Source organism: Sphingobium sp. B2D3A, from assembly GCF_025961795.1.
GTDB lineage: Bacteria > Pseudomonadota > Alphaproteobacteria > Sphingomonadales > Sphingomonadaceae > Sphingobium.
The window spans coordinates 3,186,220-3,210,470 of sequence record NZ_JAOQOI010000001.1 but is presented as its reverse complement, the minus strand read 5'-3'; the positions used below and the strand labels follow the sequence as shown (position 1 = coordinate 3,210,470).

Here is a 24,251-nt window from a genome sequence, read left to right as displayed (position 1 = left end):
CTGTCTCATCGCGCCGATGCCAGACTCGAACGCACTTGTCATCCTCACCGGCGCCGGCATCTCGGCAGAAAGCGGCTTGGAGACCTTCCGCTCGGAGGATGGCCTTTGGGCGCAGCATCGGATCGAGGATGTCTGCACGCCCGAAGCGCTGGCGCGAGATCCTGCGCTGGTCCATCGCTTCTATGATATGCGTCGCGCCGCATTGGAGCGCGTTGAGCCCAATCCCGCGCATGAGGCGCTGGCCCGCCTGGAGGCGCAGTGGCCCGGCGAGCTCCTGCTGGTGACGCAAAATGTCGATGATCTCCACGAGCGCGGCGGCTCGCGCAACCTCCTCCATATGCATGGCGCGTTGAACAGCGCACTGTGCGCCACCTGCGATTACCGTCTGCCGTGGACGGGTCCTCTCCCGCCTGCAGCGGCGTGCCCCACCTGCGGCGCGCCCGCTCTGCGGCCCGACATCGTGTTTTTCGGCGAGATGCCTTATCAGATGGCGCGGATCGAAGCGGCGCTGGCCCGTGCCGATGTGTTCGTGTCGATCGGCACGTCGGGCGCTGTCTATCCGGCCGCCGGGTTCGTCCGCATGGCGCAGGCCTACGGCGCGCGCACGCTGGAGCTCAATCTCGAACCGTCAGAAGGCAGCGCCTGGTTCGATGAATCCCGCCTCGGCCCGGCGAGCCAGCTCGTGCCGGCATGGGTCGAGGAGATGCTGGCGTCCTGAACGGCGCGGCGCTCCGCCACCCTTGCGCCGGGCGGGTTCGACTGCCAGATCAGACCGCATGACTGCCGATCCACAAAATCCTCCGATGCGCGCCGCGATGATCCCGGTGACGCCGCTCCAGCAGAATTGCTCGCTCATCTGGTGCACCAAAACCATGCGTGGCGCGCTGGTCGATCCCGGCGGCGATCTGGCGCGGCTCAAAAAGGCGGTGGCGGATGCCGGCGTGACGCTGGAGAAGCTGCTCGTGACGCACGGTCATATCGATCATTGCGGGCAGGCCGGCGTGCTCGCCAAGGAATTGGGCCTGCCTATCGAGGGGCCCCATGAGGATGATCGCTTCTGGATCGCGCGGCTGGATGATGATGGCAAGCGCTGGGGCGTACCCGGCGAGCCGTTCGAGCCGACGCGCTGGCTGGTCGATGGGGACACGGTCACCGTCGGCGAGCTGGTGCTGGATGTCATCCATTGCCCCGGCCACACGCCGGGTCACGTCGTGTTTCATCATGGCCCGTCAAAGCTCGCCATTGTAGGCGATGTCCTCTTTCAGGGCTCCATCGGCCGCACCGATTTTCCGCTTGGCAATCATGAGGATCTGATCGCCTCGATCACGCGCAAGCTCTGGCCGCTGGGCGGTGAGACAATCTTCGTGCCGGGCCATGGCCAGCCAAGCAGCTTTGCGCATGAGCGGGCCAGTAACCCCTTTGTGGGCGACAGCGTCACGGGCGTGCGCGACTGATGGCGCGATGCGGCCTTCCTATCACCCAATGTCCGGTCTGGTCCCGCAAGCGCCCAGTTTGTCCAATGAATCGGTTGCACCATCAGGAAAAAGCGCTATAGGCGCTCACTCTCGCGAACGCCCGGCTCTCGGTTGGCCGCGGTCCTCTGTGGCCGCCAAGACGCCTTTGCAGGCGGCCAGGCAAGCGAACCCGTTATTGATGTTTTGCGTTTTTTAGACAGGTGCCCTCATGGCTGTCCCAAAGAGAAAAACTTCGCCGTCCAAGCGCGGCATGCGTCGCAGCCATGACTCGCTGCGCGTGGAATCCTATCAGGAATGCCCCAATTGTGGTGAGCTGAAGCGCCCCCACAATCTGTGCACCGCTTGCGGGCACTATAACGGCCGCGAAATCATCGCGATCGGCGCCTGAGGCCCGACCGGGGAATCATGCTGTGAAGACGCCGCGGATCGCGATTGATGCGATGGGCGGTGACGAGGGCGTCCGCGTGATGATCGCGGGCGTTGCCTTGGCGCGTCGTCGGCATGAAGGGCTGCAATTTCTGCTCTTTGGTGATGAGACGCGGATTCGTGCCGCGCTCGCCAACCACCCCAATCTCTCGCAAGCCGCTGAAATCGTTCACACCGACAAGGTGGTGAACGCGGGCGACAAGCCCAGTCAGGCGATCCGCCAGTCCCGCCAGAGCTCCATGGGCTTGGCGATTCAGGCTGTGAAGAACGGCGACGCGCAGGCTGCCGTCTCCGCCGGGAATACCGGCGCTCTGATGGCAATCGCCAAGCTCGCCCTGCGCACGCTGCCGGGGATCGACCGCCCCGCCTTGGCCGCCTTCCTGCCTACGCTGGGCGACAATGATGTCGTCATGCTCGATCTCGGTGCGAACACCGAGTGCGACGCGCGCAATCTCGTCGAATTCGCGGTCATGGGCGCCGCTTATGCCCGTGTCGTGCTCGATCTCGAGATGCCGCGCGTGCGCCTGCTCAACATCGGCACCGAGGATTTGAAGGGCACTGACGAAATTCGCGATGCCGCTGCGGTACTTCGCAAGGGCATCGGCCTGCCGCTCCGCTTCGATGGCTTCATCGAGGGAGATAAGATCGGCTCGGGCGATGCGGATGTGATCGTCGCCGAGGGCTTTGCCGGCAATATCGCGCTCAAGACGGCCGAAGGCACCGCCCGGTTCGTAACCGACGTGCTGCGCCGTGCCTTTACCAGCTCGTTGCGCTCCAAGGCCGGTTTCCTGCTCTCCAAGCCGGCGCTGCACCTGCTAAAGGTGCATCTTGATCCCAACAATCATAATGGTGCCGTCTTCCTCGGCCTCAACGGCATGGTGGTGAAGAGCCACGGCAGTGCCGACGAAAAGGGCATCGCCAACGCCGTCCACGTCGCCGCGCGGCTGGTGGAGGAAGATCTGAGTGCCCGCATCGCGCAGGACATCGCCCGCGTTGGGCCTATTGGAAAAGAGGAACTGGTCGCCAAATGACCTTGCGGTCCGTGATCGAAGGGACCGGGTCCGCCCTGCCCCGGCGCCGTGTCGACAATCATGAGTTGGCGCAGACAGTGGACACGAGCGACGAGTGGATCGTCGAGCGGACCGGCATTCATGCTCGCCATTTGGCCGGGGAGGGCGAAACGACCTCCACGCTCGCGGTCGAGGCGGCGCGCAAGGCTTTGCAGGCGGCAAATGTCCCGGCCACCGAGGTCGATCTCATCATTCTGGCGACCACCACGCCCGATCAGACCTTCCCGGCGACGGCCACGCGCGTTCAGACCGGTTTGGGCATCAATGATTGCGTCGCATTCGACGTGGCAGCGGTATGCTCGGGCTTTCTGTACGCGCTGACTGTCGCGGACAACATGATCCGTGGTGGCGCGGCAAAGACGGCGCTGGTGATCGGTTCGGAGACGATGAGCCGGCTGCTCGACTGGGAAGATCGCGGCACCTGCGTGCTGTTCGGTGATGGTGCGGGCGCCGTGCTGCTGCGCGGGCAGGATACAGATGAGGAGACCGGGCGGGGCATCCTCGCCAGTCGGCTCCACGCCGATGGCCGGCACAACTGCCTGCTCCATACCGACGGCGGCGTCTCGACTACCGGAACGGTCGGCAAGCTGCGGATGAAGGGGCAGGACGTCTTCCGCCACGCGGTCGTCAACCTTGCGCAGGTGCTCCGAGAAGTGCTGGAGGCGGCCGATATCGCAGTCGAGGATATCGACTGGGTGGTGCCGCATCAGGCCAATGCCCGCATTCTCGATGCCACGGCGCGCAAGCTCGGGCTGGAAGCGGAGCGGGTGATCGTCACGGTCGATCAGCATGCCAACACCTCGGCCGCCTCGGTTCCATTGGCGCTCGATACCGCCGTACGGGACGGGCGCATCAAGCGGGGCGATCTCCTCGTGCTGGAAGCGATGGGCGGCGGCTTTACCTGGGGCGCCAGCACCCTGCGGTTTTAGCCCGTGTTCTGATAATCTTATTTTTCAATAATATCGCGAAATAACTGCGGCTTGTTTCGATTCTTGCCGATTGCATTGTAAGAGTTTCTGCCGCAGAGACGGCGATGTGGCCTGTTGGGGGACAGGGCGCGCTTGGTTTCGTTATTTGGGGGCGAAATGAGTTCAGAAGACACGTTGACCCGCGCTGAGATCGCTGATCGGCTCAACCGCCAGATCGGCCTCTCGCGGTCTGAATCCGCGCAGATTGTCGAGCAGGTGCTCGATCTTGTGAGTGAGGCGCTTGAGCAAGGCGAGAATGTCAAAATTTCCGGTTTTGGGACGTTCGTGCTGCGCGACAAGAACGAGCGCGTCGGGCGCAATCCGAAAACCGGCGTCGAGGTGCCGATCACGCCGCGGCGGGTTCTCACCTTCCGGCCGAGCCAGACGCTGCGCGAACGCGTCGCCGGCGCCTGAATATCTCACGGCTGACTGTCGCGTGATGGGCTCGTGCGGTCGGTCGCGGATTGACCCGCGCGCGTATCTCGTTGCAGAATAAGGCATGGCCAAAGATGACGGCGCGTTTCTGACGATTGGAGAGCTTGCTCGTGAACTGGGCGTGGCGCAGCATATCTTGCGCTACTGGGAGACCCGGTTCCCGCAGCTTCGTCCGCTCCAGCGATCTGGTAATCGCCGCTATTATCGGCCGGCGGACGTGGAACTTGCGCGTCGGATTCATCGACTGTTGAATGAGGAAGGCTTTACTGTGCCAGGTGCGCAGCGGGCCTTGGCCAGCGTGCGCAAGGCGGCGTCGGCGCCTTCCCTCCATGAGACAGATGCGGCGCACCCCCCCGAGCGGGTCGTGCAAGCGGCTGCACAGGCAGCGAGCGACGAGCGCTCCAGTCCGGCACGGACCGCAATGGACGACCTGTTTTTGGGGACGGCCGTCGATCAGCCGGTCCGCCCGCGCTCGCCAGCCTCGCCGGACATCTCCACGGTGATCGCAAGGCTGAGGGTCATCCGCAACAATCTCGAAGAGGCGCTCAACCCCGGTTGAGCGGCCTGTCTGCGCTTCCGACTCAGCGCTGGTCCGGCCCCAGACTCGGATCCAGATCGCGTGGCCGTACAAAGGCTTCAAGCGTCGCCGCATCAGCGAATCCGCTGGCGAGGTCCGCCCAGCCCGCCACATCGAAGGTCAGCACGGCCATGGCGGCGGTCGGAAATTTCATTTCGACGGATGCGCGCAGTCCGGTCAGCCGCTCTTGGCCGCTGGCCGTCAGGATGAAATCCTCAAGGCCGGGACTGTGGGCGGCCAACAGAACCGAGGCCCGGTCCGGTGCGGTTTCGCTCAACACCTCTGCTATGGTTCCGGCGGAAGCCAGATAGAGCCGCATGTCACGCATGGGTTCGGGGCAGGGGCCATAAGTCTCGCGAAAACGCGCCAATGTCTGCGTCACGCGGACGGCGGGCGATGCGATGATCGTCTCGAAGGTCACGCCGTGACCGGCGGCCCATTGGCCCATCACGGCGGCCGCGCGTTCGCCGCGGCCGTTCAGCCCGCGGTCGAAGTCGCGCAGCGCGGCATCGCTCCAGTCAGACTTGGCATGGCGCAAAACGATAACCGTCTTCATTCCTCGGTGGATACCCTATTCTCATGAGACCCGCCCGTGGGTCTCTGCCCGATATCGGCCGAGGAACCAAGGCGTGAGCGCACGCGCGCGATGGCTTCATCGAGCGGAATGCGCAGGATGGGGACATCGGGTGGAAAAGCACTCAACAATCGGCTGGGCATGGCCGAGGAGAGCATCACGAACTGGCCGCTGTCGTCACCCCGGCGGATCAGCCGCCCGAATGCCTGGGCGAGGCGGGCGCGGACCAGCCGATCATCATAGGCAGTCGGCTCACCGCTGGCCTGCCGCCGCGTTGCGTGCAGCACTGAAGGTTTGGCCCAGGGCACGCCTTCCATCACCACCAACCGCAGCGAATCGCCCGGCACGTCGATCCCGTCACGCAGCGCGTCCGTGCCGAGCAGGGAAGCGCGCGGATCGTCCCGGAACATGTCGATCAGGGTTGCGGGGTCGAACGGGTCGACATGCTGCGCATAGAGCGGCAGGCCAGCACGGGCGAGCCGATCGGCAATGCGCTTCTGCACGGAGCGCAGCCGGCGAATGGCGGTGAATAGCCCCAGCGTCCCGCCGCCCGCCGCCTCGATCAGCCGGGCATAGGCGCCGGCCAGCGCGGGTAGGTCGCCGCGCTTGATGTCGGTGACGATCAGCACTTCGCTCTGTCGCGCATAGTCGAAGGGGCTGGCCGCCTCGAACCACTGCGGCGCGCGGCCGAGGTGCACCGCGCCCGATCGCTCGACGGCCGTCTCGGTATCGCCGCCGGCCCGCAGCGTCGCCGACGTGACGAGCACGCCATGGGCCGGCCGCATCACCGTCTCGGCCAGGGGCTTGGTCGGGTCCAGCCAGTGGCGGTGCAGGCCGATGTCATATTCCTTGCCCTCGACGCGATCCACCGCCAGCCAGTCGACAAAGGCCGGCTCGGACGGCCCGCCGACGCGTAGCAGGAGCGCAATCCAGGCGCGCAGCAGATCGCACCGCCAGCCAAGGGCGGAGATCGCGCCATCGATGCGCGCGCGTGCCGGGCCATCCAGCCAGTCCGGCGCCAGCTCAATGACGGCGACGAGACGCTTGCCCAGCCGCTGGAGCGGCCCCAGCAGTGCCTCCAGCGCGCGCGCCGCATCCGTGGCGGCATCGATCAGTGCGCCGTCCGCTTCGCTCAGGTCGACTTCCAGCCCATAGCCCGGGTCGGTGTCGCGTCCGTCCCGTTCGGCGCGGGCGTAGACGGTGTCGCGCACGGCGGCGAGCACCGCCTCGATCGCTCCCTCGGCGCCATGCTCGACGACGCGGCGCAGCCAGTCCTCGCCCGGCAGGGCGCGGGCGGCTTCGCGTGCGGCGTCGATGGCCTCGGCACCTTCCTCGTCATAGCTTGCGACATCGGAGAGACGGGCGGCGAGGCCGCGCCGGCGCCCCTTGCGCTCGCTTTCCGGCCCCATGATCCAGCGCCGCAGTTCGATCGCCTCGCGCCCGGTGAGTGCCGCGCCGAAGGTCGAGTCCGCCGCGTCGAACAGATGGTGCCCCTCGTCGAAGACGATCCGGGTCGGCGCGCCCTGCGCTTCCCGCCCGCGCGCTGCGTTGATCATCACAAGCGCATGATTGGCGATCACAATGTCCGCATTCTGGCTGGCGCGGGTCGCCCGCTCGATGAAGCAGGTGCGGAAATGCGGGCAGCCTGCATAGATGCACTCGCCGCGCCGATCGGTAAGTGCGGTCGCACCCGCGCGGCGGAACAGGGCCATCAGCCAGCCCGGCAGATCGCCCCCGACCATATCCCCGTCGCGCGTATAGCCCGCCCAGCGCGCCACGAACTGCGCCAGCACCGCCGCGCGCCCGGCGAAGCCGCCCTGCAGGGCATCTTCCAGATTGAGCAGGCAGAGATAATTCTCCCGGCCTTTGCGGATGACGACATGGCGGCGGAAGGCGGCGTCGTCGGGATAATGGCGCCGGGTTTCGCGGTCGAGCTGGCGCTGCAGGGCCTTGGTGTAGGTCGCGATCCACACCGTCCCGCCGGATTGCTCGGCCCACAGCGTTGCGGGCGCGAGATAGCCAAGCGTCTTGCCGATGCCGGTGCCGGCCTGCGCGAGCACGACATTAGGCGTATCTTCACGCGGCCGGGGCGCGAAACTGCCGGAGGCGGCGGCGGCGAAATCCCGTTGGCCCTGCCGCGTTTCGGCGCCGCTGCCGGTGAGGCTGCGCAGGCGCGCCAACACATCCGCCTCGTCGAGGGTCACCGGGCGCGGGGCGGGGCGCGGGGCCTGCTCCTCCCATTGCGGCAGGCGCGTGAACAACCATCGCTCGGCCTCAGCCGGTTGGCGAATGCGCGGGCGCAGCAGCGGCGCCCAGCTCCACCGCAGCCGCTCGAGCTGATTGAGGCTGGTCCAGGCGCCTTCGCGCTCCGCCCAGTCGACCCGCTCGGTCCAGCCCAGCATGGAACTGGCAATCTGCGGAATGAGCCGGGCCGCCTCGGCATCGCCGGCCGGCGGCGCCAGACCCATGGCCCGGGCGAGCCCCGCCACTGTGGGAATCACGAACTGGGCGGGGAAGAGGAAGGCGAACAGCTCCAGCAGGTCGAGGCCGGAGAGGTCCGCATAGCCCAGTCGCGATCCCAGCAGCGGCGCATTGACAAGCAGCAGCGGCGTATCTGCGGCGCGCGAAAGGGCCTGGCCGCGACCAAGCCCGACGGTCTGCTCGCCGCTGCCGTCGGTCAGCCAGATGCCGGCATGGCTGGCATGGAGCGCCGGTGGCAGGCCCGGCAGGATCGGATGGGGTGAGGACACCCGGCAGCCATAGCGTGCTTGGTCCATAAGGGGAACGCGCGTTCGGTCATTTTACCGCATAACCGCCGGCCGGGGTCGGGCTCAGCACACCAGTCGGTCCCGGAGGTGCCGCAGCGCACGTTCGATCGCCCCATGGTCGAGCGCGCCGCCGACGGACAGGCGGATATGCGTGGACGTGCCATCTTCAGTGGCGAACGCACTGCCGGCCACGGCAGAAAGGCCCATGCCACCCAGCACATCGATCAGTGTGTCGATATCCGGCGCCCGTCCGCTGGTATCGCGCAGGTCCAGCCAGAGATGGTAGCCCTCGGGCTGCATCCGGTAGGGCAGGCCGGTCAGATGGCGCGTCACGAGCCGGTGCCGCGTGACCGCTTCCGCCCGCACGCCATCGATCAGCGCACCGAACAGCCCCTCGCGCAGCCAGTGGCTGACCAGAGCGACGTTCAGCGGCGGCGCCATCACGGCACTGTCGCCCAGCGCCGCGCCAAATTGCAGATTCTGCTCTGCGGAGGGCGCGCGAACATGCGCGACGCGCAAGACCGGCGAGATGAGCTTGGACGTGCCGGCGATATACCAGCTTTGCGCCGGGATCAGCGCCGCGCAGGGCGGATGGGCGGCGCGGCAGAGCTGCCCATAGGCGTCGTCCTCGATCAGCGTCGCGCCATGGGTGACGATGACGGCGGCAATTTCCTCCCGGCGCCGCAATCCCATGGTGATGCAGGTGGGATTGTCATTGGTCGGCGTGAGATAGACGGCGCGCGCGCCCCCGCGCAGGGCTGCGTCCAGCGCATCCGGTATCAGCCCCTCATCATCGACATTGACGCGCGTCAGCACCAGACCCCGTCGCCGCGCCAGCGCGATCATGCCGGGATAGATGAACGGCGCGCAGCACAGGCGGTCGCCCGGCTCCATAATGCTGTGGACCAGCCCATGCAAGGCATGTTGGGCACCCGCCGTGATAGCGATCTGGTCCGCCTCGCTCGGCAGGCCCGCCGCCGCCAGCCGCTCAGCCCCCTGCGCGCGGTCGGCGATATTGCCGAGGCTTGGCTGATATTGGAGGATCGGGGAATGGCGACCGGCACGCAGCAGGCTGGCCATGCCATTGTGGATCGCCTGCGGCAGCAGGTTGAAGCCCGGCTGTGGTGGCACATTCATGCCCCGGTCGCTCGCGGTTTCGCCAAAGCGGGGCAGGGCGATGTCGTTGCGCACGAAGCTGCCGAGCTTCCCGGCGCCTTCGATCAGCCCGGCCTCGCGCACCAGCGTGTAGGCGCGGGTGACCGTCGTCAGGTCCACGCCGAGCTGGGCCGCCAGATCGCGCTGCGCGGGGAGGCGTTCGCCCGGTCGCAACTCGCCGGAGTGGATCGCGCCGCGGAGGGCATCGGCAATGGCCGCATATTTTGGCCCGTGGTCGGCGCGGAGATTCTCGGCGCGGATCAGGGCAACCCAGTTCTGCATGGCAAGCGCCCTTTTTATGTATGGTGGGATGATGCCTACATATCGCCTATCTGATTGCCAAAGGAAATGGAGCAATCGCCATGTCGAACCTGACCACGCAAGAGCAAGAAAACGGGCCTCGGCATGACCCCGTGCGCACCGGTTTGCGCGGCCGCTGTCCACGCTGCGCGCAGGGCCGGCTATTTAAGGGATTCCTGACGATCCGCGACTCCTGTGAGGTCTGCGGTCTCTCTTATGATTATGCCGAGCCGGCCGATGGCCCCGCATTCTTCGTGATTTGCTTCGCCTGCGTGCCGGCGGTCGTTTTTGCGCTCGTGCTGCAGGTAAAGGCCGATCCGCCGCTGTGGCTGCATCTGGTCACGACCCTGCCGCTTGTGCTGGCCACCTGCATCCTGCCATTGCGGCCGCTCAAGGGCTGGCTGATCTGCAGCCAGTATTTCTTCAAGGCGCGGGAAGGGCGGGTGTCGCAACCCTGGCACCCTTATGGCGCGGATGGCCCGCTGGTGGCCCCTTCAGGCGACCGGCCGTGACGACTGCCCCCATCGATCTGGCCCGCAAGGCCGCAGCGCAGCATCTGCGCGACAGCGGCTTTGCCGAAGAGGCTCAGCAGGTAGCGACGGGCGAGGGCGATGATTTCGTGGAAGTCCGGCTCGCGCTTGCTCTGCTCAAGATTCTCCAGCCAGAATCCGGCCCCCCGGTCCGGCGCAACGGCCGGCGGCTCGTCGGCGAGGAATGTTGAGGTAAAAGACGGGACTCAGGCGAGGCGGCGCCCAAAACCGCGGATTGGGCCAGCGCTCGCATCCGCGAAGGCCGCACTTTCCGCAAAAAGGGCTGATCGGGCCAGTTCGAGATGCTGATAGAGCGCGCCATCCCTTAGCGGGAAAATGAATCGGCAGCCGGTGCGGTCAACCTCATGCCAGATGGACTGGGCATAGATCGTCTCGCTCATATAATCGATCTGGAAGCGTGTGCCTTCGCTCAGGCTGCATCCTGAAATCAGGCCGCCGTCCTCGGTCAGGTCCACCAAAGTGCCCTCCTGCACATCGAGCACGGTTGTTATGATAACAGGAACTTGGACGCAGACGCGCTGCGGCCGGTCGATCTTATGGTCCACGGTGAGACTCCCACACAAGCCCACCCGATTCTCCCCTCCCCAGGGGTTTTGCGTCTCCGGCGGACGTTCACGATGTCTTACACCAATTGGTAAAATTTTCGTTTCGTCGCATTTCTGTTTTTTGCTCTCCGGCCTTTTTGGTTGTTGCGCGCGCGCTCTTGGCGCTAGAGGCTCGCCGCATGACTGATGCTGATTATGCCGCTCAACTGCGGGAGGCCGCGAAGGTCTCCAAGGCCTGGCCCTATGAAGAAGCGCGCAAGCTGCTCAAGCGCTATCCGCAGGGCAAGTCGAGCGGTGCGCCGATGCTGTTCGAGACCGGCTATGGCCCCTCGGGCCTGCCGCATATCGGCACGTTCAATGAGGTGCAGCGCACCACCATGGTCCGCCATGCCTATGAGGAAATGACCGGCGCGCCCACGCGGCTCATTGCGTTCAGCGATGATATGGACGGGCTGCGCAAGGTGCCGGACAACGTCCCCAATCAAGCAATGCTGACCGAGCATCTCGGCCGCCCGCTGACGCAAGTGCCCGATCCGTTCGAGAAATATGAGAGCTTCGCGCATCACAATAATGCGATGCTGCGCGCATTCCTCGATCGCTACGGGTTCGATTACGAGTTCGTCTCCTCAACGGACATGTATCGCGGGGGCCAGTTCGATGACGCCCTGCGCAACGTACTGCGCAACTATCAGGCGATCATGGACATCATGCTGCCCACGCTGCGCAAGGAGCGGCAGGCAACCTATTCGCCGGTGCTGCCGATCAGCGCCAAAAGCGGCATCGTGCTGCAGGTCCCCGTCGAGGTCGTCGACGCCGATGCCGGGATCGTCCGCTTCGAGGATGATGGCGAGACGATCGAGCAGAGCATCCTCTCCGGCGGCGCCAAGCTGCAGTGGAAGGTCGACTGGGCGATGCGCTGGGTAGCGCTCGGCGTCGATTATGAAATGGCCGGCAAGGACCTGATCGACAGCGTCACGCAAAGCTCCAAGATTGCCCGCGCGCTCGGCGGACGCCCGCCCGAGGGCTTCAATTACGAGATGTTCCTGGACGAGAAGGGGGAGAAGATCTCCAAGTCCAAGGGCAATGGCCTCAGCATCGAGCAGTGGCTGACCTATGGCTCGGAAGAGAGTCTGGCCTTCTATATCTATCGCGAGCCGAAGGCGGCCAAGTCGCTGCACATCGGCGTCATCCCCCGCGCGGTCGATGATTATGAGCAGTTCCGCTCCGCCTATGCGACGCAGGCCGTGGACAAGCGCCTCGGCAATCCCGTTCACCATGTCCATGGCGGGCAGGTGACGGACGATCCGCTGCCGGTGACCTATGGCCTGCTCCTCAATCTGGTCGGCGTCATGGGCGCCGATGCGACCGAGCATCAGGTGTGGGCCTATCTGCGCAATTACGCGCCCGATGCCTCGGTGGAGCGCTATCCGCGCGTCGCGGGCCTCGTGCGCAATGCGCTGGCCTATAATCGCGATTTCGTAGCGCCCACGCTCAAGCGCCGCGCGCCGGAGCCCAACGAAGCGCTGGCCCTGCGCGAACTGGATGCCCAGCTCGCCGCTTTGCCGGACGACGCCTCGGCCGAAGACATCCAGAATATCGTCTACGAAATCGGCAAGGACCCGCATTACGGCTTCGAGCAACTGCGCGACTGGTTCAAGGCACTCTATGAGACCTTGCTCGGCGCCCAGCAGGGGCCACGCATGGGCAGCTTCATCGCGCTCTATGGCATTGCAAACAGCCGCAAGCTGATTGCCCAGGCGCTGGATCTGGCAGCCGCATAATCGGTAGAACGGGGGTAAGCTACCCTCCGGCGTTCACCCGCGTTCAGCAGCCGCATCGGTTCTCGGGGCGATGCGGCTGCAATTGCGCAGACCGGATGGCCGCCACCGCAGCGACGGTCTGGTGAAAGAGGAAATGCGTGACATCGCAGGGCAGCGTCTCGCGCAGCAGGCGCGTGGCCTCCGCCTCGTCGCCCTGGATCGCCGTCACCGCCAGATCGCCAAGCAGCGCCTCGTCAGGGCTGAGCGACATCGCGCAGGGGCGATGCACGAGGAAATGTTCGGGCCAACCCTCCTGCAATCCCCGCACGAGCAGAATGACGCGCCGGGCGGCATCCATGGACCGCAAGCGGACGGCGAGGTCCGGCACAGGATCACGGCCTGACTGGCCGTAGATAATGCACAGCCGCGCGGCCATGATGAGGTGCATGGCCGTCAACGGAAAGGACCGCAGGTCCCGAAAGGCGAAAAGAGCGGATAAATCCCTGGTCATGGCGACCCCTTCCAGCAGAATGAAGGCTGGCAGAATATGCTATTGCGAACGAATTGCAATAGTGATTGAGGCCGATGTCGGGGTCAGTCCCGGTGGCTCTCGCTTGGGCGGGGCCACCGGGTGCACACAGGGCGCAGCCGATTACCGAGCCTTGGCGTGGGCAATCCAATCGTCGATCTTGCGCTCCAGCACGCTCATCGGCAGCGCGCCGGTCATCAGCACCTGATTGTGGAAGGCTTTGACGTCGAACCGGTCACCAAGCGCCGCCTGCGCCTTCTTCTTCAGCCGCTGGATGGTCAGCGCGCCGATCTTGTAGGAGAGGGCCTGGGCCGGCATGGCGATGTACCGCTCGACCTCGGCGGTGGCGTCCGTCTTCCCCATCGAGCTGTTGTCGAGCATGTACGCAATGGCCTGATCGCGGGTCCAGCCCTTGGCGTGGATGCCGGTATCCACCACCAGCCGCATCGCACGCAGCATCTCATCGTCGAGATGGCCCATGCGCTGATACGGGTCTTTGAACAGGCCGAAGTCATAGCCCAGCGTCTCGGCATAGAGCGCCCAGCCTTCAACATAAGCCGTGTTGCCGCCGAAGCGGATGAAGTCGGGGAGGCTGGCATTTTCCTGCGCGAGGCTGATCTGGAAGTGATGGCCCGGCGCACCTTCGTGCAGATAGAGCGTCGTCATGCCCGGAATGCTGCGGGAGGGCAGATCATAGGCGTTAAAGTAGAAGACGCCGGGGCGCGTGCCATCGGGCGTGCCATTCTCGTAGGAACCGCCAGCCTCGAACTTCTCGCGGAACTCCGGATACGGCCGGATTTCCAGCTCGGCCTTGGGCAGCGTCGAGAACTGGCTCGGCACCTTCTCATCGACGATCTTGCCGATGCGGTAGAATTCCTCCGTCATCCACTCGCGGGACTTGGGGTGAAATTCCGGGGCCTCGCGCAAATGGGTGAAGAAGGCGCCGAGCGTGCCTTTGAATCCCACCTCGTCCCGCACCTGCTCCATCTCACTGCGGATGCGCGCGACCTCCGAAAGGCCAAGGTTATGGATATAATCCGGCGTGAGCGGTAGCGTCGTCATGCTCTTGACCAGCGCGGCATAAAGCTCCGCGCCACCCTTCATGGCGCTGAGGCCGACGCCCTCGCGTGCCACCTTCAGATAGTCCGCTTTCAGGAAGTCGCGCAGCCGCTTCTGGGCGGGGTTGATCTCGTTGATCAGTGCATCCCGATAAGCCTTGGTCAGCCGCTGCCGGTCAGCCGGCGCGATGTACTCGGGAAAATCCTTCACCGGCTGGTAGAAAGGCGACTCGTCCACCGGCTGGGCCAGCAGGGCGTCAAGCTGCGAGATCGTATTGCCGATGGTCAGCTTCGTCTCGACAACGCCGCTCGCCATGCCCTCGCGGAAGCGGCCGATCGCGCGGTCGAGGTAGCGGACATAGTCCTTGTGGCGCTTGAGGTTGTTCTCATAGTCGGCGAGCGTCTTGAACGGCGCCGCGCCCTTGCCGGACGACAGGGTCGGGTAGAAGGTGTGCAGCCCCGTGAAATGATTGATCGGGATGACCGCGCTGATGTTGACCAGCGGCGGGCTGAGTTTCGTCAGCTTGTCCTGCACTTCCCATTCGAACACGTCATAGGCGATCTTGTTCTGGGCGTTCAGCCGGTCGCGGTTGATAGCGTGGAGAGCGGCGAGATTGTCCTGCGCGATTTTGCGCTCGGTCGCGAAATAGGCGTCGCTGATATAATCGCCCATGCGTTCGGCATGGCGCATATCACCCCGAAACAGCGCGTCGAGCGGGTTGTTGGCGAGCGTGGCCTCATTGGCGCGGGCGAACAGCGCGGTCAGGCGTTGATCCTCGCTCGAGGCAGTCTGGCCGGCTGGTTGCGCCGCAGGCGTCTGGGCCAGCAGGGGCGTAGCAAAAGCGGTGGAGGCAAGCAGCAACGAGAGGCTGCGGGTAAGGCGCTGGGCGCGGAACATGGGAAGTCCTTTCCGGGAAGGTCGATCAGAAGATCGCATGCATGGATGCGTAGCGCCGCGCGCTGTTCATCACAACGCTCGACCGGCTCGTTTCGTCGCGGGGAAGCATGCTCAGGCGCATAAAAAGGGCCGCGCCGAATGTCGGCGCGGCCCTCTTCATTCTTATCCCGAAAAGGGACGCGTGGTCAGCGGTAACGGAAGGCGTTGTGAATCACCTTCACGACCCTGCCGGTGCGCGTGTTCACGAGCACCGCGTCGTCATAATGGCGCACCCAGACCTGGTTCGCGCGGGGGGCATCCCAGTGGAAGCGACGCCAGTCATTCACGACATAGTTGCGGCCGTAATAGACGGGCCGGATGGTGACGCCGGCCTTGAAGCTCTGATATTTGAACGGGGCCGCACGCCACGGGCGCTCTCGATTATAGTCGCGCACCTCGCGCTGATAGTCCCAGCGAGCGTCGCGCAGGTCACGCTTGGCATCGCGAACATCGCGGCGGGCGTCGTTTACATCGCGACGAGCTTCCCGCACGTCCTGCCGGTCCTGGGCATGATAGGGCTGGGCCATCGCGGTGGTGGGGATGAGGGTGAGGGCTGCAAGCCCGCCGAGCAGAAACTTTTTCATCATGTGACACTCCTTTCAGTGCCGGCCAGGCGCCTCGTTCTGCGGCCTTGGTCGCCTGATCCTTATCGGCTCGACGGGCTGAATGGCGCGCGAACGCCTGTGTCAGCTTTCGCTCATAAGTGTCGCAATTTGTCTGAGGTTCCCCGCGTGGCTGAGCCCGGAGTCACGGTTTATTGCGCGGTTCCCACGGGCGCTCGCGATACCAGCGGGTCACGACATATTTGGCGCCTTTGGTAACGGGCAGGGCCGCATGCAGCGTATCGTAATTGGGGCTGCCATCCGCGATCATATTGTTCCATATCAGCAGCGTGCCGGTGCGGGGCGGGATCGTTACGCCCAAGCGGGGAAACTGCGTCTCGCCGCCCGCTTCGACGTCGCACAGATAGGCCATCGCCGTCCAGCAGCGCTGTCCGCCAGTCGCCCGCATCGCCGGCCAATAGTGCACCTTCGCGGGAAAATAATCGCAATGGAGCTGATATTGCTGGGACTCGTAATAACGCTGGCCCTGCAGCAGCTCGCCATAGTCGCCTTCGATGCCCATCAGCGCATCGATGCGCTTCGTCACCGCGACCACGAGCGGATCGTAGATATCGAGATTGCAGCTGCTGCTGGTGCGATACCCCGACTCGGTGCCGGAAAACAGCTTGGAGGGTTTGCACCCGGCATCGATCTTGCCGATCAGCTCGCTGCATTCCTTGGGCGTCACAAGCCCGTGGCGCAGGAACATCTCGGCCCGCTCGGTCTGCACCCGGCTGATCATCGGATTGCGGGAGAGGCGCTGGCGCACGCGGACGCCGATCTCCGCGCGGGCTTGCGAGGGAAGTTCCGCGTCGTCTGGCCAATCTTGCTTCATGCCTGTCTCCTGCCATCCCGATCCCGGGCTTAGCAAGGGGAGGCGGTGCGCCAGCACCCAAAAAAGGACCGGCCCCTGCCGAAGCGGGAACCGGCCCAGTCTTTCCTGAAGGCCGCTCAGAAAGGGCTTGGTGCGGGCGCCGACCCGCTCACCAGAAGAAGTCGTGGATCACATCGACGACATAGCCGTCACGCGTGTCGACCAGCAGCGCATCGTCATAATAGCGCACCCAACGCAGCGAGCCGTAGACGGGCGGCAGGCGGTACTCATAGGGATCGCTGATCCAGTAATTCCGCCCGAACAGCATGTCGTTCAGGTAGATGCCAATCGAAAAACGGCGATAGCCGTAGTTCCAGCCATAGGGCGCGTAATAGGTCGGCATCCTGTAGACCGAGCGATACTGCGTACGGTAGCGTTGCCAGTCATAGCGCCGGTCGTTGCGCCAGCGATTGTCCCAGCGGCGCTGGTCGGCCCAGCGTTGGCGCTCGTTCAGGCGCTGCCGTTCCCAATCGGCGCGGTCCCGGCTGGTGCTGTCATTGCGTCGCCAGTCATTGTCGCGGCGACCATCCCAGCGGCGCGCGTCGTCGCGGTCTCGCCAGTCGGTGCGGTTGCCATCCCGATTGGCCTGCTCGCGGCGACGTTCCCATTCGGCGCGGTTCTCGGCCTGCTGGCGGCTATCGTCACGCCAGTTGGCATTGTTCCGGCTGGTGTCATTCCAGCTGCGCGGCTGATCCCGGGGACGCTCGCGCTGCTCGGGCCTGTCGGGCCGTCCGGCCTGGTCGGGTGCGCGACGGTCCTGCCAATTGGGGCGGGGCGCATCGGACGGCGCGACGCGGGTCGTGGTCACCGTAGCGGGCGCGCGCTGCTGCGGAGCCGGCTGTGGGCGCATGCCCTCGCCGCGCGACGGTCCACCGCGCTGTCCGGACCAGTCACGCCGGCGATCGCCGCCATCCTGCCGCGGGGCGGATTGCTCCTGCTGGTTCTGGTTACGGATCCAGTCGCCCCGGTTGGCGCTGCGCTCCTGCGCAGCAACCGGCGCTGTGGCCAGCATGGTGGAAGCCAGCAGGCCGAAGGTCAAAAGACGGCTCATCGTGGTTACATCCTCAAAGCAGGCGGTTCTTCGCCATTAAGGATGTGTTTACGACAAGGCCGCTGTCGTCATGCTGAACATTGCTGACAGCGATGCGAAAGCTTGTCTCGCAGCGGGACGCTCAATCGGCCGTCGAGCGCCCGTCATTGGGCGGCGTCATGGCGGGAACATGGCGCGCGGCGTCTGCCGGCGCGATGCCCGGTGCAGGCGCGGCCGCCACGCGCTCCTCACCACGCATGATGCGCCCCGCCTGCTTGATCGCCTCGCGAATGCGCGGATAGGTGCCGCACCGGCAGATATTGGTCATCGCCGCGTCGATCTGCGCGTCGGTCGGGTTGCTGTTTCGGCGCAGCAGCACGGAGGCCGCCATGATCATGCCGGATTGGCAGTAACCGCATTGCGGCACCATCTGCGCTGCCCAGGCCTGCTGCACGGGATGGCTGCGATCGGGCGACAGCGCCTCGATGGTCGTGACGAACCGGCCTTCCATCGCGGCGATCGTGACCTGGCAGGAGCGGATCGCAAGACCGTCAATGTCGACTGTGCAGGCGCCACAGTCGCCCGTGCCGCAGCCATATTTGGTGCCCGTGAGGTTGGAGGCGTCCCGCAACGCCCACAGCAAGGGCGTCTGCGGGTCCATCTTGTACTCGACCGGGCGGTCGTTGACGGTGAACTTGGTCATGGGCCCCGCGTCACCTGCCGTCGACGAGCTTGCGGGTGAAATAGACCATCTCCATCGCCTTCAGCCGGGCGCTCTGCTCGATGTCCGCATCGCCCGAATGGCCGCCTGCTGTATCCTCGTAGAAGAGATAGGGGATGCCATAATCCTTGAGCCGCGCCGCGAACTTGCGGGCGTGCTGGGGGCCGACGCGGTCATCCTTGGTCGTCGTCCAGATATAAGGCTCGGGATAGGCCTTGCCCTTCACCACATTATGGTAAGGCGAAATCGTCTCGAGGAACGCCTTTTCCTCCGGCACCGAGACGCTGCCATACTCATCGACCCAGCTCGGCCCGGCGGCGATCTGCTCGAAGCGCAGCATGTCCAGCAGCGGCACCTGAATGACCACGGCATTCCAAAGCTCGGGATGCTGATTGAACTCCACGCCCATCAGCAGCCCGCCATTGGAGCCGCCGAAGATGCCGAACTTCTTCGGGCTGGAGAGCTTGCGCGCGAAGATATCCCGGCCCACGGCAGCAAAATCATCATAGATGATCTGGCGCTTGGTCTTGAGCCCCGCCTGATGCCAGGCCGGCCCGAATTCCCCGCCGCCACGGATGTTGGCGACGACGAAGCTGCCGCCCCGCTCCAGCCAGAGCTTGCCGATCAGCGCCGAGTAGGACGGCGTGTAGGAAACCTCGAACCCGCCATAAGCCGTCATGATCGTCGGGGTACTGCCATCGCGCGCCATGCCCTCGCGGTGGACGATGAAATAGGGCATTTTCGTTCCGTCGGTAGAACTGGCCTCGAACTGCTCAACCACCAGCCCGCTGGCATCGAAGCGCGCTGGCAGGGCCTTCACCTGCATCGGCGCCGGCTTGGCGGCATCGATCTGCCAGAGTGTCGTCGGCTGAAGAAAACCGGTGACGGAGAGATAGGCCGCATTGTCCCGGTCGCTGGCCGCCGCGATGCCGATAGAGGCATTGTCGGGCAGGGTCAGCGCGGTCGATGTCCAGCCCGTTGCGGTCGGCGTCAATACGGCAGCGCGACCACGCACATTGTCGGTGGTGGCGAGGATGACATGGTCGCGGGTCGTGGCGACCTGCTCGACCGATTGCCGGGCGCCCGGTGCGAACAATATTTGAGGCACCAGCGTTCGCTCGGCGCGCAGATCATCGAGCGAGATCGCCACCGCGCTGCCGGTCGGCACGTTCACGCCGCCGCTGCGCCATGGCTCGCTGGTCTTGAGGATAACTCGGCCGGCAATCATGCCCGAGAGTGTGGACTTTGCCGGCAGCGGCAGTTTGCGCACGCCCTGCGGCGTGACGAGGATGTAATCATTCTCGAAGAAGGTCCGCGAGCGCACCAGAATCACTGCTCGATTGCCCGCGCCATCGTTGAGCACCGCCGGCCAAACGCCGACATCCTCCTTCGCGCCGCGAAACACCTCTGTGGCATCGCTCAGCGGCGCACCGCGCTTCAGCGTCTTGACGACGAACGGATAGCCCGATGCCGTTAGCGTGCCTTCGCCCCAGTCGCGCGAGGCGATGAGCGTATCGGCATCCACCCAGTCGACACCCTGCTTCGATGTGGAGAGCGCAAAACCGCCCTTGACGAAGGTGCCGGTGGCAAGATCGAACTCGCGAATGTCGGTGGCATCCTCGCCACCGTCAGAGAGCGAAATCAGGCAGCGTCGCTCATCCGGCTCCAGGCAGGTGGCGCCTTTCCACACCCATTTCTTCGCCTCGGCCTTGCTCAGCGCGTCGAGATCAAGCGCGGTCGTCCAGCGCGGGCTGGCCTGCGCATACTCGCTGGCGCTGGTGTGCCGCCAGATGCCCTGCGGATGCGCGGCATCCCGCCAGAAATTATAGATGCGCCCGCCGATCAGGCTCGGCATCGGAATGCGGTCGGTCGCGGTGGCGATGGCGATCGCGTCCTTCACCATGCCGGGGTAGTTCGGGTCGTTCTGCAGCACGTTCACGGTGCGCGCATTCTCCGCCTCCACCCAGGCCATGGACTTCTCCCCATGCCAGTCCTCGAGCCAGAGGAAGGGATCGTCCTGCGCCACAGTGTCTGCCGTAGCCGCCGTCGTTCCGCTTGCGAGGGTGATCGCAGCCGCCATTGCCAATACCTTCATGGAGAATCTTCCCGGAAACACGCCCCTGATTGCCACCAGCGGCGTGCCGGAGCAATGCTCAGTCGCGCCAGCTCGGGTCGATCCGGTCGATCACGCGCACCATCGCGGCAAAGTCGAGCATCCCGAACCGCTCGGCCGGAATGGCCGAAAACATGTCGCGCTTATGCACGGCCAGCACCTCGTCTGGGATGATCAGCGGCGTGCCCGCCTGCCGGGTCGCCAGCTGGATTTCGCAGGCCCGCTCGAATACGAAATAGCGTAGGAATGCCTCCGGCAACGTCTGGCCCATCACCAGCAAGCCATGGTTGCGCAGGATCATGAAGCGCTTGTCGCCCAGATTGGCGACGAGGCGCGCGCCTTCTTCCGGCCGCACGGTCACCCCCTCGAAATCATGATAGGCGATGTTGCCGACGAGGAAACCGGCGTAGAAGTTCGTCGCCAGCAGCCCTTCCTGCGTGGATGAGACGGCCATGCCGGCGGTCGTATGGGTGTGGATGATGCAATGCGCATCCGGCACATGGCGGTGGAAAACGCTGTGTTGGACAAAGCCCGCGCGGTTGACCGGGTGGGGGCTGCCATCCAGCGTGTTGCCGTCAATGTCGATCTTGACGAGATTGGATGCCTTGACCTCCGAATAATGGAGGCCGAAAGGGTTGATGAGAAACGCCTGCTCTTCGCCCGGCACGCGCAGCGAGATGTGATTATAGATCAGTTCGTCCCAGCCCATATGCGCAAAGATGCGGTAGCAGGCGGCCAGTTGCTGGCGGGCCTGCCATTCGGCATCGCTCATCGGGTGTGTTTGGGCGGCTGTGGCCATGATCCTCTCTCCTTGCGCCGGACCCTCCTGGGTCTCGTGGGGCGATGGCTTGGATGATGCGCGGGAGAGGGCGGGTTGTCGAGTGAAAGGCGGCGGCCTGTGCCGCTGTCACTGCGATGACCCGGAGCATCTGCTAACAGAGACCCGCTTTTCGCCAGCTATGGACGAGTGACGATGCAATTTTCCTCGATGATCCGCGCCAGCCTCCCGCTGGGCCTTCTCTTGCTTGGCGCCTGCGCACAGACGGCGCAGCGGCCAGCACCGCCGGCTGGCGACAGCATTGCGCGGCTGCAGATCATCGCCTTCAATGATTTTCACGGCCATATCGATACGGTCGGTCAGACCGTGCTTCCGCCGGGCGCCGCACCCGATGCGCCGCGCACGGCAGCGGGCGGCGCGATCCACTTCGCGCAGGCCGTCTCCCGCCTGCGGGCCAAGAATCCCAACAGCGCCGTGGTCTCCGCCGGCGACATGATCAGCGCCTCGCCGCTCATTTCCGGCCATTTCCTCGATGAGCCGACGATCCGCGTGATGAACACGGTCGGCGTTGATTTCAACTCGGTGGGCAATCATGAGTTCGATCGCGGGCCGGACGAGCTGCGGCGGATGCAGACTGGCGGCTGCACCCAGTTCACGCGGTTGCAGCCCTGCCAGGTGATGAGCGATTTCCCCGGCGCGCGCTTTGGCTTTCTTGCGGCGAACGTGCAGCAGGCCGATGGGCAGACCTTGTTCCCGGCTTATGGCCTCAAGCGCTTTGCCCTCGCGGGCGGCAAGACGGTGACCATCGGTTTCGTCGGCGTCACGCTCAAGGGCACGCCGGAGATTGTGGCGCCCAGCGGTGTCGCCAATCTGCGCTTCCTCGATGAGGCGGAGGCGGCCAACAGCTATGTCGCGGCGCTCAAGCAGGCCGGGGCAGAGATATTGGTGCTGCTGATCCACGAAGGCGGCTATCCGGGTGGGGAGGGCGATCCCGGCGATTGCGGCTCGCTCTCCGGACCGCTGCCGCAGATCATGGCGCGGCTCGATTCTGCTTTCGATCTCGTGATTTCCGGCCATACCCATCAGGCCTATGTCTGCCGCTATGGCACGGTTGATCCCAGCCGGCCCTTGCTCGCCACCAGCGCGGGTCAATATGGCACGCTGCTCACCCGCATCACGCTCGATTATGATGTCGCCGCACATCGGCTGGTCGACAAGCGGGCCGAGAACGTTCTCGTGGAGCAGCGCGAGGATGCGCCTGTCGCCCAGCCCGAGCTGACCGATCTCGTGGCCCGCTATCGCACGGCGGCCTCCAGCGTGAGCGACCGAGTCGTCGGCAAGCTGGCCGGCAGCCTGACCCAGATCGCCGATGTGAGCGGCCAGAGCACGCTCGGCAACTTCATCGCCGATGCGCAGTTGGCCTCCGTGCAAGCGCCGGAGCGGGGCGGGGCGCAGCTGGCCCTCATGAATCCCGGTGGGCTCCGCGCGCCTATCGCGCCCTTGGCCGATGGCAGCGTGCGCTTTGGCGATCTCTACTCCGCGCAGCCCTTCGGCAATGTGGTGCTCGTCAAGCAGCTCTCGGGCGCAGACATCCGTGCCGCGCTGGAGCAGCAGTTCACCCGTGGCGATCGCCCGTCGATTCTCAGCGTTTCCAGGGGATTCAGCTATGAGTTCGACGCCAGCCGTCCCGCCGGCGCACGCGTCTTCAACATCCGCCTGAATGGCGCGGCGCTGCGAGATGAGGGGACTTATCGGGTCGCCATGAACAATTTCATCGCGCAGGGCGGTGATGGGCTGCGGCTGTTCGCGCCGGCGCCGGTGCTGGCCGAAGGGCCGGTGGATGTGGACGCGCTGGAGGTGTATATCGCCAGCGACTCGCATCGCGGCCCACCTGCCCTGGACCGCATCCGCAATGTCACACCGCAATGATTGTGGCCTTTTCCAAGCCTTTCCGGTCTTGATCCGGTAAGGTCACCCTGATAAGGGCAGCCCGTTCCGCCGTGGCAGATTGTCGCGGCGTATGTTATTTTAGGCAGATTGATACCGCGTCCGGAGTGTGCTCCGGTCCCTGCGGACAAGCGATAGAACTGGAGACTGACGAGCTTATGCAAATCATCGTGCGCGACAACAACGTCGACCAGGCGCTGCGGGCGCTCAAGAAGAAGCTGCAGCGTGAGGGCGTTTATCGCGAGATGAAGCTCCGTCGTCACTATGAGAAGCCCTCCGAGAAGCGTGCGCGCGAGAAGGCTGCGGCCATCCGTCGTGCCCGCAAGCTGGAGCGCAAGCGCGCAGAGCGCGACGGCGCCCGTTAAGTTACTTTCAGGGCCGCGCTTGCGGCCCTGTTGATTCTCCCGGTTTCAGTAAGAAGAGGCACGGCCCATGTCCGTCACGGCGGTTCCCTTGCAGCCCATCAGGCGCGGTTCGGTTCGTCGTTTTTGGCTTGCGGTCGTGCTGGTGCTGGCCGTTGCAGCGGTGCTGGCCTGGGCTGGCAGCCGCCAGTTCGGGCATACCGCCAGCGGCCTGCGCTACCAGATGATCACGCAAGGGTCGGGCGAAAGCCCCACCCGCGATGATTTTGCGCTCGTCGCCTATAAGGGCACGCTGCCCGATGGCACGGTGTTCGACGAGAATGAGAGCGCGCCGATGGACCTGCAGTCGCTGGTCCCCGGCTTTGCCGAGGCGGTGACCCTGCTCAAGCGCGGCGGCAGCATCCGTGCGTGGATCCCCGCCGAGCTGGCTTATGGCGACAGCCCCCCTCCGGGTGGCGTCATCCCGCCGAACACGCCGCTTCAGTTCGAGATCAAGCTGCTCGAATTCAAAACCCGCGCCGAGGTCATGCAGGCCCAGCAGATGATGCAGATGCAGCAGATGATGCAGCAGCAGGGCGGAGGTCCGGGTGGCCCGGGCGCGATGCCGCCGGGCGCGCCGGAGATGCCGCAGCCCTGATGGGGAAGGGGCGCCGATCCGGCGCCCGCTTCACACATCTCATTCCCGGCCCGGCAGCT

The 24,251-nt window shown here is 65.1% G+C and carries 24 protein-coding genes and 1 pseudogene; 13 read left to right on the top strand and 12 right to left on the bottom strand.

Annotation, left to right across the window (positions count from 1 at the left end):
* Positions 1 to 16 precede the first annotated feature (16 nt).
* From M2337_RS14900 to M2337_RS14870, 7 genes and pseudogenes are all read left to right on the top strand, one after another.
* Positions 17 to 718: an NAD-dependent deacylase gene (locus M2337_RS14900; protein ID WP_264570886.1), complete on the top strand. Its 702-nt coding sequence runs from the start codon at positions 17 to 19 to the stop codon at positions 716 to 718.
* 58 nt (positions 719 to 776) lie between these two features.
* Positions 777 to 1,454, top strand: a complete 678-nt coding sequence (locus M2337_RS14895; protein WP_319799446.1) for an MBL fold metallo-hydrolase — start codon at positions 777 to 779, stop codon at positions 1,452 to 1,454.
* A 229-nt stretch (positions 1,455 to 1,683) separates the two neighbouring features.
* The gene (rpmF, locus tag M2337_RS14890) at positions 1,684 to 1,863 is read left to right on the top strand and encodes a 50S ribosomal protein L32 (protein ID WP_264570885.1); all 180 of its coding nucleotides are present in this window, start codon (positions 1,684 to 1,686) and stop codon (positions 1,861 to 1,863) included.
* A 22-nt stretch (positions 1,864 to 1,885) separates the two neighbouring features.
* A complete protein-coding gene (gene plsX, locus M2337_RS14885; protein WP_264570884.1) occupies positions 1,886 to 2,932 on the top strand; it encodes a phosphate acyltransferase PlsX in 1,047 nt (348 codons plus the stop codon).
* Complete coding sequence (locus tag M2337_RS14880) at positions 2,929 to 3,900, top strand: beta-ketoacyl-ACP synthase III (protein ID WP_319799445.1); 972 nt, start codon at positions 2,929 to 2,931, stop codon at positions 3,898 to 3,900. Before plsX ends, M2337_RS14880 begins: the two co-directional genes overlap by 4 nt.
* Positions 3,901 to 4,056: 156 nt before the next feature.
* Positions 4,057 to 4,353, top strand: a complete 297-nt coding sequence (locus M2337_RS14875) for an integration host factor subunit alpha (RefSeq protein ID WP_264570883.1) — start codon at positions 4,057 to 4,059, stop codon at positions 4,351 to 4,353.
* An 85-nt stretch (positions 4,354 to 4,438) separates the two neighbouring features.
* A pseudogene (locus M2337_RS14870) lies at positions 4,439 to 4,669 on the top strand (MerR family transcriptional regulator); the annotation flags it as partial.
* A 286-nt stretch (positions 4,670 to 4,955) separates the two neighbouring features.
* Here M2337_RS14870 and M2337_RS14865 read toward each other — a convergent pair.
* The 3 genes from M2337_RS14865 to M2337_RS14855 are packed head-to-tail and all read right to left on the bottom strand — an operon-like array spanning position 4,956 to position 9,730.
* The gene (locus tag M2337_RS14865; RefSeq protein ID WP_264570882.1) at positions 4,956 to 5,507 is read right to left on the bottom strand and encodes a SixA phosphatase family protein; all 552 of its coding nucleotides are present in this window, start codon (positions 5,505 to 5,507) and stop codon (positions 4,956 to 4,958) included.
* On the bottom strand, positions 5,504 to 8,302 hold the full coding sequence (locus M2337_RS14860) for an ATP-dependent DNA helicase (RefSeq protein ID WP_264570881.1): 2,799 nt from the start codon (positions 8,300 to 8,302) through the stop codon (positions 5,504 to 5,506). The genes M2337_RS14865 and M2337_RS14860 overlap by 4 nt, the downstream gene beginning before the upstream one ends.
* 54 nt (positions 8,303 to 8,356) lie before the next feature.
* The gene (locus tag M2337_RS14855) at positions 8,357 to 9,730 is read right to left on the bottom strand and encodes a PLP-dependent aminotransferase family protein (RefSeq protein WP_264570880.1); all 1,374 of its coding nucleotides are present in this window, start codon (positions 9,728 to 9,730) and stop codon (positions 8,357 to 8,359) included.
* Positions 9,731 to 9,810: 80 nt separating this feature from the next.
* On the opposite strand from M2337_RS14855, the gene M2337_RS14850 reads away from it, so the two are divergent.
* Together M2337_RS14850 and M2337_RS14845 are read left to right on the top strand one after the other, a co-directional pair.
* Entirely contained in the window at positions 9,811 to 10,260 is a 450-nt protein-coding gene (locus tag M2337_RS14850) for a DUF983 domain-containing protein (RefSeq protein WP_264570879.1), read from the top strand.
* The gene (locus tag M2337_RS14845) at positions 10,257 to 10,469 is read left to right on the top strand and encodes a hypothetical protein (RefSeq protein ID WP_264570878.1); all 213 of its coding nucleotides are present in this window, start codon (positions 10,257 to 10,259) and stop codon (positions 10,467 to 10,469) included. Before M2337_RS14850 ends, M2337_RS14845 begins: the two co-directional genes overlap by 4 nt.
* Before the next feature lie 15 nt (positions 10,470 to 10,484).
* Here M2337_RS14845 and M2337_RS14840 read toward each other — a convergent pair whose 3' ends face one another.
* Positions 10,485 to 10,844 (bottom strand): PilZ domain-containing protein, encoded by a 360-nt coding sequence (locus M2337_RS14840; RefSeq protein ID WP_264570877.1) that lies wholly within the window; start codon positions 10,842 to 10,844, stop codon positions 10,485 to 10,487.
* Between the two features lie 179 nt (positions 10,845 to 11,023).
* Here M2337_RS14840 and M2337_RS14835 point away from each other — a divergent pair, with 179 nt between their 5' ends.
* Complete coding sequence (locus M2337_RS14835) at positions 11,024 to 12,625, top strand: lysine--tRNA ligase (protein ID WP_264570876.1); 1,602 nt, start codon at positions 11,024 to 11,026, stop codon at positions 12,623 to 12,625.
* Between the two features lie 43 nt (positions 12,626 to 12,668).
* On the opposite strand, the gene M2337_RS14830 is transcribed toward M2337_RS14835, so the two are convergent.
* The 8 genes from M2337_RS14830 to M2337_RS14795 form a co-directional block, all read right to left on the bottom strand.
* A complete protein-coding gene (locus M2337_RS14830) occupies positions 12,669 to 13,115 on the bottom strand; it encodes a hypothetical protein (RefSeq protein ID WP_264570875.1) in 447 nt (148 codons plus the stop codon).
* 141 nt (positions 13,116 to 13,256) lie between these two features.
* Positions 13,257 to 15,089 (bottom strand): DUF885 domain-containing protein, encoded by a 1,833-nt coding sequence (locus M2337_RS14825; protein ID WP_264570874.1) that lies wholly within the window; start codon positions 15,087 to 15,089, stop codon positions 13,257 to 13,259.
* A gap of 185 nt (positions 15,090 to 15,274) precedes the next feature.
* Entirely contained in the window at positions 15,275 to 15,715 is a 441-nt protein-coding gene (locus M2337_RS14820) for an RcnB family protein (RefSeq protein WP_264570873.1), read from the bottom strand.
* A 160-nt stretch (positions 15,716 to 15,875) separates the two neighbouring features.
* Positions 15,876 to 16,565, bottom strand: coding sequence for a prolyl hydroxylase family protein (locus tag M2337_RS14815; protein ID WP_264570872.1), 690 nt, complete (start codon positions 16,563 to 16,565; stop codon positions 15,876 to 15,878).
* 148 nt (positions 16,566 to 16,713) lie between these two features.
* Positions 16,714 to 17,655, bottom strand: a complete 942-nt coding sequence (locus M2337_RS14810) for an RcnB family protein (protein ID WP_264570871.1) — start codon at positions 17,653 to 17,655, stop codon at positions 16,714 to 16,716.
* Positions 17,656 to 17,776: 121 nt separating this feature from the next.
* A complete protein-coding gene (locus M2337_RS14805; RefSeq protein ID WP_181560199.1) occupies positions 17,777 to 18,337 on the bottom strand; it encodes a (2Fe-2S)-binding protein in 561 nt (186 codons plus the stop codon).
* Between the two features lie 10 nt (positions 18,338 to 18,347).
* Complete coding sequence (locus M2337_RS14800) at positions 18,348 to 20,450, bottom strand: prolyl oligopeptidase family serine peptidase (protein WP_264570870.1); 2,103 nt, start codon at positions 20,448 to 20,450, stop codon at positions 18,348 to 18,350.
* Positions 20,451 to 20,508: 58 nt separating this feature from the next.
* On the bottom strand, positions 20,509 to 21,267 hold the full coding sequence (locus M2337_RS14795) for a class II aldolase/adducin family protein (protein ID WP_264570869.1): 759 nt from the start codon (positions 21,265 to 21,267) through the stop codon (positions 20,509 to 20,511).
* Between the two features lie 174 nt (positions 21,268 to 21,441).
* On the opposite strand from M2337_RS14795, the gene M2337_RS14790 reads away from it, so the two are divergent.
* The 3 genes from M2337_RS14790 (at position 21,442) to M2337_RS14780 (ending at position 24,192) form a co-directional block, all read left to right on the top strand.
* Positions 21,442 to 23,175 carry a bifunctional metallophosphatase/5'-nucleotidase gene (locus tag M2337_RS14790; RefSeq protein WP_264570868.1) on the top strand — a complete coding sequence of 578 codons (1,734 nt, stop codon included), beginning with the start codon at positions 21,442 to 21,444 and terminating at the stop codon, positions 23,173 to 23,175.
* A gap of 176 nt (positions 23,176 to 23,351) precedes the next feature.
* A complete protein-coding gene (rpsU, locus tag M2337_RS14785; protein ID WP_181560196.1) occupies positions 23,352 to 23,558 on the top strand; it encodes a 30S ribosomal protein S21 in 207 nt (68 codons plus the stop codon).
* A gap of 67 nt (positions 23,559 to 23,625) precedes the next feature.
* Entirely contained in the window at positions 23,626 to 24,192 is a 567-nt protein-coding gene (locus M2337_RS14780; RefSeq protein WP_264570867.1) for an FKBP-type peptidyl-prolyl cis-trans isomerase, read from the top strand.
* Positions 24,193 to 24,251: the final 59 nt, after the last annotated feature.

Coding starts and splice junctions, on each gene's coding strand:
- M2337_RS14860 (WP_264570881.1), bottom strand. CDS start 8,302: ATGGACCAAGCACGCTATGGCTGCCGGGTGTCCTCACCCCATCCGATC.
- M2337_RS14825 (WP_264570874.1), bottom strand. CDS start 15,089: ATGTTCCGCGCCCAGCGCCTTACCCGCAGCCTCTCGTTGCTGCTTGCC.
- M2337_RS14875 (WP_264570883.1), top strand. CDS start 4,057: ATGAGTTCAGAAGACACGTTGACCCGCGCTGAGATCGCTGATCGGCTC.
- M2337_RS14795 (WP_264570869.1), bottom strand. CDS start 21,267: ATGGCCACAGCCGCCCAAACACACCCGATGAGCGATGCCGAATGGCAG.
- M2337_RS14865 (WP_264570882.1), bottom strand. CDS start 5,507: ATGAAGACGGTTATCGTTTTGCGCCATGCCAAGTCTGACTGGAGCGAT.
- M2337_RS14815 (WP_264570872.1), bottom strand. CDS start 16,565: ATGAAGCAAGATTGGCCAGACGACGCGGAACTTCCCTCGCAAGCCCGC.
- M2337_RS14830 (WP_264570875.1), bottom strand. CDS start 13,115: ATGACCAGGGATTTATCCGCTCTTTTCGCCTTTCGGGACCTGCGGTCC.
- M2337_RS14810 (WP_264570871.1), bottom strand. CDS start 17,655: ATGAGCCGTCTTTTGACCTTCGGCCTGCTGGCTTCCACCATGCTGGCC.
- M2337_RS14780 (WP_264570867.1), top strand. CDS start 23,626: ATGTCCGTCACGGCGGTTCCCTTGCAGCCCATCAGGCGCGGTTCGGTT.
- rpmF (WP_264570885.1), top strand. CDS start 1,684: ATGGCTGTCCCAAAGAGAAAAACTTCGCCGTCCAAGCGCGGCATGCGT.
- M2337_RS14820 (WP_264570873.1), bottom strand. CDS start 15,715: ATGATGAAAAAGTTTCTGCTCGGCGGGCTTGCAGCCCTCACCCTCATC.
- M2337_RS14880 (WP_319799445.1), top strand. CDS start 2,929: ATGACCTTGCGGTCCGTGATCGAAGGGACCGGGTCCGCCCTGCCCCGG.
- M2337_RS14855 (WP_264570880.1), bottom strand. CDS start 9,730: ATGCAGAACTGGGTTGCCCTGATCCGCGCCGAGAATCTCCGCGCCGAC.
- M2337_RS14850 (WP_264570879.1), top strand. CDS start 9,811: ATGTCGAACCTGACCACGCAAGAGCAAGAAAACGGGCCTCGGCATGAC.
- rpsU (WP_181560196.1), top strand. CDS start 23,352: ATGCAAATCATCGTGCGCGACAACAACGTCGACCAGGCGCTGCGGGCG.
- M2337_RS14900 (WP_264570886.1), top strand. CDS start 17: ATGCCAGACTCGAACGCACTTGTCATCCTCACCGGCGCCGGCATCTCG.
- M2337_RS14835 (WP_264570876.1), top strand. CDS start 11,024: ATGACTGATGCTGATTATGCCGCTCAACTGCGGGAGGCCGCGAAGGTC.
- M2337_RS14790 (WP_264570868.1), top strand. CDS start 21,442: ATGCAATTTTCCTCGATGATCCGCGCCAGCCTCCCGCTGGGCCTTCTC.
- M2337_RS14895 (WP_319799446.1), top strand. CDS start 777: ATGACTGCCGATCCACAAAATCCTCCGATGCGCGCCGCGATGATCCCG.
- M2337_RS14805 (WP_181560199.1), bottom strand. CDS start 18,337: ATGACCAAGTTCACCGTCAACGACCGCCCGGTCGAGTACAAGATGGAC.
- M2337_RS14800 (WP_264570870.1), bottom strand. CDS start 20,450: ATGAAGGTATTGGCAATGGCGGCTGCGATCACCCTCGCAAGCGGAACG.